Source organism: Burkholderia sp. AU33423, from assembly GCF_002223135.1.
Classification (GTDB): Bacteria; Pseudomonadota; Gammaproteobacteria; order Burkholderiales; family Burkholderiaceae; genus Burkholderia; species Burkholderia lata_D.
On record NZ_NKFH01000007.1, the window covers coordinates 647,142 to 661,315 of the forward strand.

Annotated in this window: 16 protein-coding genes; 4 read left to right on the plus strand and 12 right to left on the minus strand. The window is 68.5% G+C overall.

Annotated features, from left to right (window positions below; genetic code table 11):
* Positions 1-16: 16 nt before the first annotated feature.
* The 3 genes from CFB50_RS21445 to CFB50_RS21450 all read right to left on the minus strand — a co-directional run bounded on the left by CFB50_RS21445 (position 17) and on the right by CFB50_RS21450 (position 1,991).
* Positions 17-970, minus strand: a complete 954-nt coding sequence (locus tag CFB50_RS21445) for a leucyl aminopeptidase (RefSeq protein ID WP_089447163.1) — start codon at positions 968-970, stop codon at positions 17-19.
* 58 nt (positions 971-1,028) lie between these two features.
* Entirely contained in the window at positions 1,029-1,151 is a 123-nt protein-coding gene (locus CFB50_RS40125; protein ID WP_006766865.1) for a hypothetical protein, read from the minus strand.
* Between the two features lie 384 nt (positions 1,152-1,535).
* On the minus strand, positions 1,536-1,991 hold the full coding sequence (locus CFB50_RS21450) for an Lrp/AsnC family transcriptional regulator (RefSeq protein ID WP_011356102.1): 456 nt from the start codon (positions 1,989-1,991) through the stop codon (positions 1,536-1,538).
* A 117-nt stretch (positions 1,992-2,108) separates the two neighbouring features.
* Between CFB50_RS21450 and CFB50_RS21455 the strand changes: the two genes are divergently transcribed.
* Together CFB50_RS21455 and CFB50_RS21460 are read left to right on the plus strand one after the other, a co-directional pair.
* A complete protein-coding gene (locus CFB50_RS21455; protein WP_089447164.1) occupies positions 2,109-2,654 on the plus strand; it encodes an RBBP9/YdeN family alpha/beta hydrolase in 546 nt (181 codons plus the stop codon).
* A gap of 225 nt (positions 2,655-2,879) precedes the next feature.
* Positions 2,880-4,148 carry a YbfB/YjiJ family MFS transporter gene (locus CFB50_RS21460; RefSeq protein WP_089447165.1) on the plus strand — a complete coding sequence of 423 codons (1,269 nt, stop codon included), beginning with the start codon at positions 2,880-2,882 and terminating at the stop codon, positions 4,146-4,148.
* 20 nt (positions 4,149-4,168) lie between these two features.
* Here CFB50_RS21460 and hpaC read toward each other — a convergent pair whose 3' ends face one another.
* Positions 4,169-4,714 (minus strand): 4-hydroxyphenylacetate 3-monooxygenase, reductase component, encoded by a 546-nt coding sequence (hpaC, locus tag CFB50_RS21465; RefSeq protein WP_089448385.1) that lies wholly within the window; start codon positions 4,712-4,714, stop codon positions 4,169-4,171.
* Between the two features lie 353 nt (positions 4,715-5,067).
* Between hpaC and CFB50_RS21470 the strand changes: the two genes are divergently transcribed.
* Positions 5,068-5,700, plus strand: a complete 633-nt coding sequence (locus CFB50_RS21470) for a response regulator transcription factor (protein WP_043178278.1) — start codon at positions 5,068-5,070, stop codon at positions 5,698-5,700.
* A gap of 52 nt (positions 5,701-5,752) precedes the next feature.
* Here CFB50_RS21470 and CFB50_RS21475 read toward each other — a convergent pair whose 3' ends face one another.
* The 5 genes from CFB50_RS21475 to CFB50_RS21495 form a co-directional block, all read right to left on the minus strand.
* Positions 5,753-6,496, minus strand: coding sequence for an SDR family NAD(P)-dependent oxidoreductase (locus CFB50_RS21475; RefSeq protein ID WP_069252859.1), 744 nt, complete (start codon positions 6,494-6,496; stop codon positions 5,753-5,755).
* 59 nt (positions 6,497-6,555) lie between these two features.
* A complete protein-coding gene (locus tag CFB50_RS21480) occupies positions 6,556-7,680 on the minus strand; it encodes an amidase (protein WP_089447166.1) in 1,125 nt (374 codons plus the stop codon).
* A 38-nt stretch (positions 7,681-7,718) separates the two neighbouring features.
* Positions 7,719-8,240: a nuclear transport factor 2 family protein gene (locus CFB50_RS21485; protein WP_089447167.1), complete on the minus strand. Its 522-nt coding sequence runs from the start codon at positions 8,238-8,240 to the stop codon at positions 7,719-7,721.
* Positions 8,241-8,248: 8 nt separating this feature from the next.
* Positions 8,249-8,626: a hypothetical protein gene (locus CFB50_RS21490; protein WP_011356094.1), complete on the minus strand. Its 378-nt coding sequence runs from the start codon at positions 8,624-8,626 to the stop codon at positions 8,249-8,251.
* A gap of 95 nt (positions 8,627-8,721) precedes the next feature.
* Positions 8,722-9,915: an acyl-CoA dehydrogenase family protein gene (locus CFB50_RS21495; protein ID WP_069250866.1), complete on the minus strand. Its 1,194-nt coding sequence runs from the start codon at positions 9,913-9,915 to the stop codon at positions 8,722-8,724.
* A 145-nt stretch (positions 9,916-10,060) separates the two neighbouring features.
* Here CFB50_RS21495 and CFB50_RS21500 point away from each other — a divergent pair, with 145 nt between their 5' ends.
* Positions 10,061-11,626, plus strand: a complete 1,566-nt coding sequence (locus CFB50_RS21500; protein ID WP_089447168.1) for a sensor histidine kinase — start codon at positions 10,061-10,063, stop codon at positions 11,624-11,626.
* 77 nt (positions 11,627-11,703) lie between these two features.
* On the opposite strand, the gene CFB50_RS21505 is transcribed toward CFB50_RS21500, so the two are convergent.
* The 3 genes from CFB50_RS21505 to CFB50_RS21515 form a co-directional block, all read right to left on the minus strand.
* The gene (locus CFB50_RS21505; protein ID WP_089447169.1) at positions 11,704-12,090 is read right to left on the minus strand and encodes a tautomerase family protein; all 387 of its coding nucleotides are present in this window, start codon (positions 12,088-12,090) and stop codon (positions 11,704-11,706) included.
* A gap of 287 nt (positions 12,091-12,377) precedes the next feature.
* Entirely contained in the window at positions 12,378-12,881 is a 504-nt protein-coding gene (locus CFB50_RS21510; RefSeq protein WP_089448386.1) for an aromatic-ring-hydroxylating dioxygenase subunit beta, read from the minus strand.
* Positions 12,878-14,161, minus strand: coding sequence for an aromatic ring-hydroxylating oxygenase subunit alpha (locus CFB50_RS21515; RefSeq protein ID WP_089447170.1), 1,284 nt, complete (start codon positions 14,159-14,161; stop codon positions 12,878-12,880). The genes CFB50_RS21510 and CFB50_RS21515 overlap by 4 nt, the downstream gene beginning before the upstream one ends.
* Between the last annotated feature and the right edge of the window lie 13 nt (positions 14,162-14,174).

Consider the following 14,174-nt stretch of genomic DNA (forward strand, 5'->3'; position numbering starts at 1 on the left):
GCACGCAGCCGCTTCGTCAGACGGCGAACGCGCCGTCGAACACGATCCGGTCGTCGAGCGCGAGCGTGCCGCGCGCGAAGATCAGGTCGAGATGGTGGCTGCCGTTTTCGCCGCCGCCGAGCCCGAGATGCAGGCCCGGATGGCGTTCCTCGAATCCCGCGTTGCGGCCGTACAGCCCGCGAATCCCGAGGTTCGTGCCGATGCCGAATTCCTCGATCCGCCGGTGATTCGGATGCCGGTCGAGATAGGCGGCGAAATCGCGGCGGAAGCCATCGTTGTCCGTGTCGAATCCGACGATCATGCTGTTCTCGACCCGCAACGTGGCGAGCTGCTCGGCCACCTTGTACTTGATCGCGAACGGCACGGTGCCGAGAAACGTGCCGCTGAAGACGACCGAGCCGTTGAGGTCGGTGACGTGTGTCGCGATCTCGCCGGGCACGACGTCGAGGTTGCCCATTCCGTCCACGCTCGTCCATTTCTGGTCCGGCGCGAGCGAACCCGTCAGCGTGTTGCCGGCTTCATCGATGAAGCGGATCCGCGATGCGCGCGCGGCCGCGTCGATCAGCCGCCCGTTGCGCGCCGCGATGTCGTCGAGCGATTCGGCGAATGCCTCGTCGAGATGCGGGCCGTAATCCTTGAACAGGACCGACTTGCTCCAGTGCTCGACGATCGCGGGACGGATCGCGGCGAGGAACGGCGGCCCGCTCGGCGACGGTGTCGGCAGGCACGACGAGTCGTACAGCAGCACGAACAGATCGGCGCGATCGAGCGCGGCGGCGATATCGGCGGGTGGGGTGCTTTCGAGGCAGAGTGTGGTCGCGTCGAGCGAATCGGGCAGGGCGGAAAACGCGCGCAACGCGATGTCGCGGTTGCGGGTGTCATGGCCGACCAGCAGTTTTCCCGACTCGCCGCGCGCCAGCTTGTCGCGCAGCGCGGGGTGGAAGCCCAGTGCGCGGTGCAGGTTCAGCATGCGTGTCTCCGGAAACGGCGGAAGGGCCGAGGCCCTTCCGCGAGAACGGGTGGCCCGCTCAGACCGGCCAGAGCGCGGTGCCGAACGGCACCACGGCGTCCTCGACCATCATGTCGACGGCCTCGGGGTGCGTGTCTTCCTGCATCCAGTCAAGCAATTCGATCTGCTGGGTGTCCTGCATGTCAATTCTCCTGTGGTGAACATGAGTGATTCAACATGAAAGCGCGGCTAAAAAGTTGCCACTCCTCATCACGTATTTCGTGAATGCGCGACGAGTGGCGTTGATATTAGTCTGAGGAATTTACGAATGCAATGCGTTGCAAGGTTTTTAGCCGAGACGTGCTAAACACGGGGAATTTGCGGGTCGCGTGCGCTAAAACACCGATAAAGAGAATGACGGATTCGACGTCATTTTTTCAATGACCGGAATCTCATGCGTTGCATTGCATTCGGCGATTTTTCATCAGGAATTCAATCGCCGCGACCGGTGGTGTTGGCGGTGACCTTGCATGCGCGCGAACGCGTCGCCGGTCATCGGCGGCGCGTCAGCGGCCCGATGCCCGTGTCAACCGAGCAGCGCCTTGCCGAGCGGTTTGGCCGGCTCGGATCGCAGCACCAGCGACGTCGTGACCGCGCCGAAGCGGGCAATCGCATCGATGATGGTTTCGAGTTGTCCCGGGGTCGGCACCAGGACCTTCAGCAGGAAGCAATCCTCGCCGGTCATCCGGTGGACCTCGATGACGTGCGGCATCTCGGCGAACGCGCGCAGCGCGGGCTTGATGTGTTCGTGCGTCGTCTTCAGCCGGATGATGGCCATCATCCCCAGCCCCAGCGCGGCCGGGTCGATCCGTGCGCCGTAGCCGGCGATGATGCCGCGTTCTTCCAGCCGCTTGACGCGCTCCGACGTGGCCGGCTGCGACAGGCCGATGCGGCGGCCCACTTCGGACAGCGGCATCCGCGCATTTTCCTGAAGCGCCTCGAGGATCGACAGATCCAGGCGATCGAGCTCTCCGTTCGACATGTCCGCTTTCCCGCTCCGTTAATTCATCGGCATATTGTCTCAATATCCGATGACTTGCCATTCCCGGCCGGTTTCCGGCAGGCCAGACTGCGAGCTCGCTTATTCATGGAGACGGAGATGGACCAGACGATCGTGATCGTGCCGGGGATCGGCAACTCGGGACCGGATCATTGGCAGAGCCACTGGGAGGCTGCGCTTCCAGGCGCCGCGCGCATGGCGCCTGCGTCATGGGATGCGCCCGACCTGCGCGACTGGATGGCGGCGCTCGATGAAGCCGTTGCGCAAGCCGCGACGCCGCCGGTGGTGATCTGTCATTCGCTGGGTTGCCTGTTGTTCGCGCACTGGCGTGCGGCGTCCACGCGCGTCGTGCGCGCTGCGTGGCTCGTGGCGGTGCCCGATCCGGGCGGCCCGCGCTTTCCGGCTGCGGCCAGGGCGTTCGCGCATGTGCCGGAGGGCGATTTCGGCGGCTTGCCGGTGCTGGCAATCGCCAGTTCGGACGACGGGTACGACCCGGCCGGGCGCGGCATTGCATGGGCAAGCGAGCGGGGTGCGACGCCGTTGCTGCTCGGCCCGCGCGGCCATCTGAATACGGAAGCGGGATTGGCGGAATGGCCCGAGGGACGCGCTTTGTTCACGGCCTTCATCGCGGGATTGCGGGGGTAGCGCGGGCAAGCGGCCGACGTGCGCCCGCGATGGCTTGCGGCGCGCGATGCATCGACGATCCGGCTGCCGCGGCCGGGTTCCTGCCGCCAACGCATGCCGGCCCGCGACGGCTCAAGTATGATCGTCGACAGAATCGGAAGCCTCGAAAGTCGGGATTGCCACGTGCGGAACACCGGTTCCGCCGTCACGACTTGCCGCGGCTTCGAACGACCAAGGAGACACGCGATGCGCGCAGCGCCGCAACCGGAGCAGGCCGGCCCGTCGCGGCCGGACACCGGCGCGACCGGCACCTTCCCGGAACGTGACCCCCGTCGCATCGCCGCGTGGCGGCTCGCGATCTGCCTGTCGCTCGGCAGCGCGATCGCGCTCGGCCTCGCGCGCTTTTCGTATGCGCTGCTGCTGCCGCCGATGAAGGCCGATCTCGGCTGGACGTTCGCGCAGGCCGGCGCGCTGAACACGGCGAACGCGGCCGGCTACCTGGTCGGTGCGCTCGCGTTTCCGGTGCTGTCGCGGCGCTGGCGAGCAGGCTCGCTGCTGGCGGCCGGATGCGTGCTGACCGCGTTGCTGATGGCCGCGTGCGGGCTCACGTCCGGCATGCATGCGCTGCTGGTGCAGCGGCTCGCGACCGGTGTCGGCAGCGCGCTGATCTTCATCAGCGGCGGCGTGCTGGCCGCGCGGCTCGCATCGGCGTCGCCGCGCGATGCGGGGCTGCTGCTCGGGCTCTACTACGGCGGCACGGGATGGGGCATCGTCGCATCGTCATTGCTCGTGCCGGCGACGCTCTCTCACGGCGTACACGGCTGGCAACCCGCGTGGTTCGCGCTCGCGTTCGCGTGCATGCTGTTCTCGGTGGTGGCCGTGTCGGCCGCACGCCGCATCGAGCGCGTGCACGCGGCACCGACTGCGCCGCGCGGCGATGCGACGGCGGCCGCGACCGCGAGCCCCGCGCGCTTCGCACCCGCGCTGGCCGGCTACGGCCTGTTCGGCGTCGGCTATATCGGCTACATGACCTTCATCGTCGCGCTGCTGCGCGGCGCCGGGATGAGCGGCACGGTGGTTGCCGCGTTCTACGTGATGCTCGGCGTCGCGACCGTCGTGTCGGCGCGGCTGTGGTCGGGGCTGCTCGACCGGATGCGCGGCGGGCAGGCGCTCGCCGTGCTCAACGCGCTGCTCGGCATCGCGACGCTGATGCCGGCGATGTTCGTGCATCCGGTGGCCGCGTTCGCGTCGGGCGTGCTGTTCGGCGCGACGTTCCTGTCGGCCGTCGCATCGACGACGGCGTTCGTGCGCCACAACCTGCCGCCCGACGGTTGGGCGAAAGGGATCAGCGCGTTCACGACGGTCTTCGCATTCGGGCAGATCGCCGGGCCGGTCGCGATCGGCTGGGTGTCGGATAGTGCAGGGCTCGCGCGCGGGCTCGTGTATTCGGCGCTGACGCTGTTCGCGGGCGCCGCGCTCGCGGCCGGGCAGCGCGCGTTGCGAGCCGCCGCGTAATCACGCGCTGAACGCGCCGTTCACCGCACGCACGCCGTGCGCGACACGCGATGAAACGCACGGCTGAAGTAGATCAGGCTGTCGCCGTCGTCGCGCACGCGGATCGACGTCGCCTCGATGAACATCACCGAATGCGAGCCGACTTCCTTCATGTCGGCGATCGTGCCCTGCAGGCTCGCGAGCGCATCGCGCAGCACGGGCACGTCCTGCTCGCCGCGATCCCACACGGGCAGGTCGAAGCGCCGCGCCATCGGCAGGTCGGTGAGCCCCGCGAAATGCCGTGCGAGTTGCTCGTGTTCGGCCGGCAGCACGTTGATGCAGACGTGGCGGTTGCGTTCGAACGTCGCGCGCATCGCGCTCGACCGGTTGAGGCACACGAGCAGCGTCGGCGGCGTGTCGGTGACGGAGCACACGGCGCTCGCGGTGATGCCGCAGCGGCCGTGCGGCCCGGCGGTGGTGATCACGTTGACGGCCGCGCCGAGGTGGGCCATCGCGTGCCGGAAGGCCTTCTGCGCGTCGCTCGGCTCGACGCGTGCCGGTCGCTGGATATCGGTCGTGGAAGACATGGGCGCTCCTGGTTGGACGAAAGCGGCGATCGCGTGGCACTGCCGGTGCAGCGCCGAATCGCCGACGATGACCCAAGCGTACGACGCGAAAATGCCGGCGACCATTCGCACGATTGACGATGGAGATGGCGTTCTCGCCAACACGTCTAAAGGTTCTACCTAGATGCGCGGCGCACCGCGCGAAAAAAATCGGGATTGCACGTTCATGCGGCACTTGAAGGGGTTTTCAGCGGGTTTTCGGCTCGTTATGATGTGCCGCACACCCCCAGCGAACGACGCGCGCGACGCGCCGGCACCCGGCCCCGTATGCGGCGCGTGCGATACCGATACCGATATTCAGTGAGACACCCGCGATGACGTCACCCGCACCGATCGTATACATCGTCGACGACGACAACGGCATGCGGACGTCGCTCGCGTGGCTGCTCGAATCGGTCGGCATCGCGTCCGAAGGATTCGCGAACGCCACCGATTTTCTCGCGCGCTTCGACGTGAACCTGCCCGCGTGCCTGGTGCTCGACGTGCGGATGCCGGAGAAGAGCGGCTTCGACGTGCAGGCGGAACTGAACGCGCGCGGCGCGACGCTGCCGGTGATCTTCGTCAGCGGGCACGGCGATATCCCGATGTCCGTGCGCGCGCTGCAGAACGGCGCGATCGATTTCGTCGAGAAGCCGTACAACTCGCAGCAGATGCTCGAGCGCGTGCAACGCGCGCTGCGGCTCGCGCAGCAGCGGCATGCGGTGAGCCAGCGTCACCGCGAGCTGCGCCAGCGGCTCGATGCGTTGACCGCGCGCGAGAAGGAAGTGCTGCGCGGCGTGGTGGACGGCAAGGGCAGCAAGCAGATCGCGTCGGATCTGTCGATCAGCGTGAAGACCGTCGACGTGCATCGCGCGAGCATCAAGGAGAAGCTCGGCGCGACGTCGATCGCCGCGCTCGTGCGCGACGTGATGGTCGTGTGGGGCGACGACGGCGAGTCGTCGCGATAGGGCCTCGCCGGGGTTCGGCGAGGCGCTGCATGCGGTGCTTGGTACTCGGCGCTCAGCGCATGTACAACCCGCCGTTGATGTCCCAGCACGCGCCGTTCGCGAAATGCGCGTCGCCCGATGCGAGCAGCACGGCTGCATCCGCGACGAAGCCGGCCGACCCGAGCTTGCCGCCCGGCAGGCTTGCGAGCACCTGGCGCAGTTTCTCCGGCGCGACGCTTTCATACACGATCGGCAGATCGAGCGGGCCCGGCGAGATCGCGTTGACGGTCACGCCCTGGGCGGCGAGGTCGCGCGCGAATACCTTGGTCAGCGTCAGCGTGCCGCCCTTCGCGGCCGCGTAGTGCGCGCCCGTCGCCGAGCCGCCGTTCTGTCCGGCGAGCGACGCGATGTTGACGATACGGCCCGCGCCGCGCGTCGCGAAGTACTGGCCGAACACCTGGCAACCGAACAGCACGCTGCGCAGGTTCACGTCGATCACCTGGCCGAACTGCTCGGCCGTGATCTCCATCGCGGGCACGACCTTCGATGCGCCCGCGTTGTTCACGAGCACGTCGATCGTGCCCCAGCGGGCGACGAGCGCATCGCGCGCGGCTTCGAAATCGCGTTTCGACGTGACGTCGAGCGGCAGCGCGATCGCGCGTTCGCCGCTCGGGTCGAGTTCGCGTGCGTGCGCCTGAATGGCGTCGGCGGCGATATCGGCCAGCGCGACGCGGTAGCCGGCCGCATGAAAACGTTCGGCGATGACGGCGCCGAGCCCGCGCGCGGCACCGGTGACGAGGACGACTCGGTCTGACATGGTGTGTGCTTCCGTGGTTCGCGAGCGCGTGCCGGATGCCGCCGCGCCCGCATCGTGGTTCATGCGGCGAGTGCCGCTTCGAAGTGTGCCGCGATCGCGCAGACCTGCTCGTCCGCGCCCTTGCGCCCGACGATCTGCAGGCCGGCCTTCAGCGGCGAACCGGCGAGCGGCAGCGGCAGGCTGAGCGCCGGATGGCCGCTCAGGTTGAACGGCCGGATCAGCGACGACATCGCGATCACCGATACGCCATCGCGCGCCTGCTGCAGCGTCATCGGCAGCGCGGGAAGCGTCGGCAGCACCAGCACGTCCGCGTGTTCGAGCGCGGCGTCTACCTGCGCGGTGAAGCGTGCGCGTACGGCTTCGGCTTCTTTCAATGCCGCGGGCGTGGTCGTTGCGGCCGCACGCAATCGCGCATCGAGGTCGGCGCCGAGCTTGCCGGTTTCGACGAGATGGCCGAACGCGCGCGACGTTTCCGCGTTGATCACGGTGAGCCCGGCGGCGAACGACGCCGGCATGTCGTCGAGCACGGCCGCGTGCGAATGCAGGCCCGATGCGCGTACGGCCGCGTCGAGCGCGGCGGCGATGGCCGGATCGGCGTCGACCGTGATGCGCGCGATCGTGCAGCCTGCGGCAGAGGCCGTCGCTTGCGTACGATCGAAACCCGGCGCAATCGCGGCCATCACCGCAACCAGCGTGCGGATGTCGCGCGCGAACGGCCCGACGCAATCGAGCGTGGTGTCGACGGGCGCGACGCCGCGCCGCGACACGCGGCCGAACGTCGGCTTCAGCCCGGCCACGCCGCAGCAGGCAGCCGGCCCGCGAATCGAGCCGCCCGTGTCGGTGCCGAGCGCCGCATCGACCGTACCGAGCCCGACGAGCGAAGCGGAACCGCTCGACGAGCCGCCCGGAATGCGCGTCGCGTCCTGCGGATTGACGGGCGTGCCCGTGTAGTCGTTGATGCCGGTCATGCCGAACGCAAGCTCGTGCATGTTCGCCTTGCCGGCAATCTGCCAGCCTGCGTCGAGCAGCAGGCGGACGACGTCCGCGTGTTGCGTGGCGGGAGGTGCATCGGCGAGCGCTCGGCTCGCCGCGCGGGTCGGATAGCCTGCGATGTCGATCGTGTCCTTGATCGCGATCGTGGGGCCGGGGCCGCCGAGCGTGAAGGTGTCGATGAAGCCTGTCATGGTCGGTATCGTGAGCAAGCGTTGGAAAGCATCGGGAATCAGGACCGTGGCGCGGCGGCGAGCGGCCACGGGCCGTCGAGCACGCGTTCGGTGCGGAAATGGCGGATCAGCCACGCAGAACCGTTAGCGGCCGGCGCGAAATCGACGGTCAGCCGCGCGGCGATCAACTCGGCCGAGCCGTCCGCGTAGCGCGACGCCTGCAGCATGATCCAGCGGCCGCGCGCGCTCGTGTTGCCGGCGCCGATCTCGATCGACTCCGACGTCAGGAAATGCAGGTTCGCCGAGAAGTGCGGATCGGGCGGCAGGTAGCGGCCCAGCATCGCGACGATCGCGTCCGTGCCTTCGAGGCGGCCGAACTTTTGCGCATACTGCGGGCCGATGCCTTCCCACACGGCATCGGGCGTGAACAGACCGGCGAGCGACGGGCCGTCGCCGGCATCCTCGGGCACGTCGCACAGCGCCATGTAGCGCGTGATCGTCGCGCGCACCGCGCGCTCGGCGTCGAGCGCCGCCAGGCGCTGCGCGAGCGCATCGATCAGGCCGGGGGACAGGTCGGTCATCGCGCGCCTCACGCCGCGGGCTTCGCGGCCGGCGGCACCGTCAGCGCACGGCCGACGCGCGCTTCGATCTTGCCGTAGCGCCACAGGTTGTATTCGCCGACCGGCGTCGTGCGATACAGGTTGCACACGGCGACCGTCGTGTCGAAGTCGGCGACGTCGGCCATGATGTAGAAGGTCCACGGTGCGCCGTCGGCCTGGCCGACCACGAGGCGGTCGTCATCCATCACGCCGAGCACGCGCACGCCGGGCATCGCTTCGACGGCGGCGAGCATCGCGCCGTACGCCTGCCACACTTCGCCGATCTTCTCGCGCGGCAGGTCGAAGAAGTTTTGCGACACGCCGCAGCAGAACAGGACGCGCAGCGGCAGCGGATTCGAATCGGACATATCAGGTTCTCCAGAGGAATCGGTGGTGCGCATGAACCGGCCGGCGACGGCGCTTCGGCTTCATGCGTGTTCAAAAACAATTCGGTCGATGCAGGTTACAGATAGCCGGGAAACGGCGTGACGCCGGTGAACACCGCGCCGGCGCCGTCGAAGTTGCCTTCGCCGAGAAACGCGTGCTGCGTGACGACCATCGCGTCGCGCAGCAGCCGCTGCAGCGGGTGCGTGCGATAGATCGCCGCCGTGCCGCCGAGGCGGTACGCGCGTTCGACGACGCTCGCGCCTTCGCGTGCGATCTGCGTGGCCGCGAGCCGCAACAGGCTGACCTGCTCGGGCGTCACCGGATTGCCGGCGAGGATCGATTGCCACACGCCGTCGGTCGCGTCGTAGAAGAATGCGCGCGCCGAGCGCAGTTGCGCTTCGGCCTTCGCGAGTTCGATGCGGTAGTACGCGCGATCGGCGAGGCGCGGCGCGCCGGTCGTCGTCTGCCGGCCGCCCGACATGCGGTTCACGACGTCGAGTGCGGCGCGTGCGAGGCCGAGGTTCACGACGGCCAGCACCTGCGCCGCATACGCGACGGTCGGATAGCGATACAGCGGCTCGTCGACGGTCGGCTCGCCGCCGCGCATGAAGGTCCACGCTTCGGGCACGAAGCGGTCGTCGACGCGCAGGTCGTGGCTGCCGGTGCCCTGCATGCCGACCACGTTCCAGTTCTCGACGATCTCGACCTGATCGGCACGGAACACGGCCGTGCGCGGCTTGTTCGGCGCGGCGTCCTGCGCACCCGGCACGGCGATGCCGACGCCGAGCCAGTCGGCCCCCTTGCAGCCGCTCGCGAATTTCCATGTGCCGTTCACGCGCCAGCCGCCTGCTGCGGCCTGGGCCGGCTGCACCGGGAACAGGCCGCCCGCGAACACCTGGTCGGGGCCGCTCGCATACAGCTCGGCCTGGGTGTCGAGCGGCAGCGCGGCGAGATACACGTTCGCGGAGCCGAAGCTCGCGACCCACGCGGCCGAGCCGTCGGCGGTCGCGATCCGCTCGATCATGTCGAGGAACGCGGTCGGCGCGAGCGCATCGCCGCCGAACCGGCGTGGCGTGCCCGCGCGATAGATGCCGGCCTGCTTGAACAGCGCGATCACGTCGCGCGGCACGTGCGACAGGCGGTCGAATTCTTCGCGGCGCGCGGCGACGGTCTCGATCACGGCGTCGAGCGGCGACAGCCGGGCGGCCGGTTCGCTGGCCGCGTGGGGAGCGCTCGGTGCGGTGTCGAGGGCGAGGGCGGCGTGGGGCATGGCTGTCTCCTGGGGGCGGATGGGGGTTCGAATGCGGGGTGGTCACGACGATGCAGCCAGTCTAGAAACGCCGAAAACGCGCAGCAATTGGTGCGTTGGGCCGTGCGACTGGTGACGTTCCGTGCCGCACTAAAGAAATCTTCAGATGCGGGCGGCGCGCGCCGGTGCTATGTTGGGTTTCCGGTCGCGCGATGCCGCGCGACCTCATCCGAAGCCGATCATGAGTTTCCCCGACGAAGACGATTTCCACCGGCTGCTCGACGCGCTGACGACCTGCGTGCTGCTGCACGACGCGCACACCAAGGCGATCGTGTGGGCGAACCGCGCCGCGTGCATCGCGCTCGGTTTTTCCGTCGAGGAGCTGCTGCCGCTGAAGGCGCCGGACATGACGCGCCCCGAGCCGAAATACCAGCGCGAGATCGCGGTGAGCGCGTGGGATCGCGCGCTCGTCGACGGGCCGCAGGTGTACGAGTGGTGCTACCGGTCGCGCACGGGCGTCGACATGTTGTCCGAGGCGACCGCCACCTACGTGCCGCTGCGCGGGCGCGACGTCGTGATGGTGCAGTTCCGCGACATCAGCGCGGAAGAGGCGGTGCGCCAGCAACTGCGCCGCTACGAGGCGCGGCTGCGCGAATTCATGCAGGACCTCGACGAAGGCATCGCGGTCCTCACGCCGCACGGCGGCGTGCAGTTCATCAGCGAGTCGGGCCGCCGCGTGCTCGGGCTCGCGCCCGACGAAGCGCTCGGCGAGGTGCTCGACTACTGCTCCGAGGCCGACCGCGACCGGCTCGTCGCGCAACTGCGCGATGCGCCGTCCGCGTATCCGTCCGCGCCGCAGCGCTACCGGATCGTGCGGCGCGACGGCTCGACGTGCTGGCTGCGCATCTTGTGCCGGCAGGTCGAGATCGAGGGCGATCTCGACGGGCTGCTGGTGCAGTTCCGCGACGTGAGCGATGAAGTCGCGATCGAGGACACCCGCCGCGCGGAAGCGCGCATGCTCGAACACGCGGGCCGTTACAACGCGATGGGCGAGATGGCGAGCGTGATCGCGCACGAGCTGAGCCAGCCGCTCGCGGCCGTGCGCAACTTCATCGAAGGTGCGGTGCAGCGGTTGAACGCGCGCGGCGCCATCGACGACGCGATCTGGGGGCTGCGCAGCGCGGACCGTCAGGCCGAGCATGCGGCGCTGATCATCAAGAGCGTGCGCGAGTTCATCGTGAAGCGCGAGCCGGTCGTCGCGCTCGCCGACCTGCGCGACATCCTCGCAGACGTCGCGTATTTCATCGAGCTGCGCGCGAAGGAGGCCGGTGTGACGGTCACGATCGTGCAGGCCGATGCACCGCTGCCGATCCGCTGCGAGCGCGTGCTGATCGGTCAGGTGATCCTGAATCTCGCGTTCAACGCGATCGAGGCGTTCGTCGGTTGCGAACGTGTGCCGCGCACGCTGACGCTCGGCACCGCGAACGTGGCCGGGCATGCCGAGCTGCGCGCGATCGACAACGGCCCCGGTATCGCGGCCGGTGCGCACGACCGGCTGTTCGACGGTTTCTCGTCGTCGAAGGCCGGTGGGAACGGAATCGGGCTGTCGCTGTGCAAGAGCATCGTGACGCGCCACGGCGGCCGGATCGCTGCCAGCCCGGCCGAGGGCGGCGGGCTCGACTGCCGCGTGACGCTGCCGCTCGCCGGGATGAAGGCGGATGCAAGCGCGTAGTCGCGGGGGCGTGCGCGATGCTGCCGCCACCCGGCGGTCGTCGCGCATGAGCGGGCAGGCTCGCACGCCGCGCATGGTCAGCGCCCCAGCGCCCGCGCGGTCTGGCCGCCGATGCCGAAGTCGGTGTTCGGAATGTCCTTGATCATCACTCGGGTGGCTTGCAGCGGTGCGTCGAGCACGCTGGCGCTCGTCTCCGATAGTGCGGCGATCAGCGCGCGTTTCTGTTCATCCGTGCGGCCCGCGATCAGGATCGCGACGATCACCGGCAGCGACGGCGGCGCGCCGTCGGCGGCACTGCGGCCGCCGAGGCCGATGTGCGTCGTCGGCAATTCGGTCAGCAGCACGCGCACCGATTCGATCGGCGCACCGATCGAATCGACGGTCGCGCCGGTCAGCCGTGCAATCAGTTCGGCCTTGCGGGCGTCGTCGTGGCCGGCCGGCAGGAAAACTTCGAGTGTGGGCATGGTCGTCCGGAAAGGTGAAGGTGACCGGCTCACCGTTGCGTTGGCGACGGCGAACCGGTGGCCGCTTACAGGTGAAGGTGACCGACTCACCGTTGCACTGGCGATGGCGAACCGGTGGCCGCTTACAGGTGAAGGTGACGGCTCACCGTTGCGTTGGCGATGGCGAACCGGCGGCCGCTTACAGGTGAAGGTGGCCGACTCACCTTTGCGTTGGCGATGGGCGAACCGGTGGCCGCTCACAGGTGAAGGTGACCGGTTCACCGTTGCGCCGGCGAACCGGCGGCCGCTTACAGCAGGAAGCCGATCGCGCTGAGCGTTTCGGTCGAATCGATCAGGCGCACGACCTTCTCGGCGATCCGCATCTCGCCTTCCGCATCGACGTGCAGCTTGTGCGTGACATCGGCCGCGAACAGCGTCGCGACGCCGCGCTTGTACGCGACGACGACCTGCGCCGACTTCAGCTCGACGGTGCCGGCGCTGCCGCTTTCCAGCGTGAAGCGCGACACGGTGCGCACCGTGCGCGCCGCGTCGGCCGCCGACGCCGAATAGCCGGACACCATCCGCTGCACGCGCTTCTCGCGCATGTCCTGGTCGTCGAACACGTAGTTCAGCGTCGCGGCGAAGTCGGTCGTGTCGGGGTCGATCGGCACCACGTAGTGGCCGGCCGGGTCCCACAGGTCGAGCCACGCGCGATAGTCGCGGCGGTCGAGCATCTCGGCTTCGCGCCACACGAATTCGACCGCGCGGGCGAAGGTCTGCTCGGAAAAGAGGGCGTTGCGGTCGTCCATTATTGTTGCTCCATCATCTTGCGCCATTGCTGGTAGGCCTCGCGCATGCCGGTCTCGTCGGTCGCATGCGCGGTCTTTTCGCCGTTCGCGGCGGTCGTCTCGCGGTTCAGCCCGCGATTCACGAGGATCGGTACGTCGGGGCCCGCATGCGCGCCGCGTTGTACACGCTCCCATGCTTCCGCGTCGTCGGGGCTGCCGAAACCGAACGGGCCCTGGAAGTGTTCGTGGATGCGCAGCCGCTCGCGGTTCGCTTCGTCGGGGCCGCCGTCCATCGCGAGCGCGACGTGGCGGATCTCGGTTTCGTTCGCGGAGATCGGCCGCAGCACGCGGAAGAACGCCATCGACAGCGCGAGGTTCGGGAACAGGTTCAGGTTGAAGCCGACGCCCATCAGCGAACGCACGATGCGGCGCACTTCGTCCGGCGCGTGGCGCTCGGCGAGCTTCGCCGCGAGCGGCGCGAAGCGCTCGGCCAGCGGCGCGCCGTCGTCTTCGTCGAGGTCGATCAGCTCGGGCATCAGCACCGCGAGGCTGTGACCGTTGCCGAGCCCGCGGCAGAACGCGTCCTCGCTCGTCATGAAGCTCGTGATCGCGGCGGCCGTCTCGTCGTCGATCGACTTCATCCACGACTTGTGCACGACCGGGAAGTGATAGAGGTCGGTCGTGTTCTCGAGCTGGATCTTCCAGTTGCCCTTGAACTTGAACTTGTGCTCGCCGTTCGCCTTGATCGGGTAGCCGGCGCCCTGTTTCATGAACAGGTCGATCCACGGCTTCGCGCCGCCGAGGAAATCCTCGAGCGGCTCGATCGCGTCGTTGAAGCTCGCGAAGATCAGCCCCTGGTACACGCCGACGCGCAGCTTCACGAGCGGCAGGTCGCCTTTCTCGCACACGCCTTCGTAGCCGTCGCCGTACGGCAGCGCGCGCAGCGTGCCGTCGAGCGCGTAGGACCAGCTGTGATACGGGCACGTGAAGCCCTTCGCGTTGCCCTTGTGCGATTCGCACACGGTCGCGCCGCGATGGCGGCAGCGGTTCTGCAGCACGTTGATTTCACCGGTCTTGTCGCGCACGACGATCACCGGCTGGCGGCCGATCGTCGTCGTGATGAAGTCGCCCGGGTTCGGCAGCTCGCTTTCGTGCGCGACCCAGATCCAGGTGCGGTAGAAGATGCGGTCGAGCTCGGCTTCGAACAGCGCGGGATCGTGATACATCGCGGGCGCGATGCGGTCGGGTTGCGCGAGGCCATGCAACGCGCTGGTGTCGATCGTCTGATAGGAAATGTCGCTCATCGTTGTCGTGGGG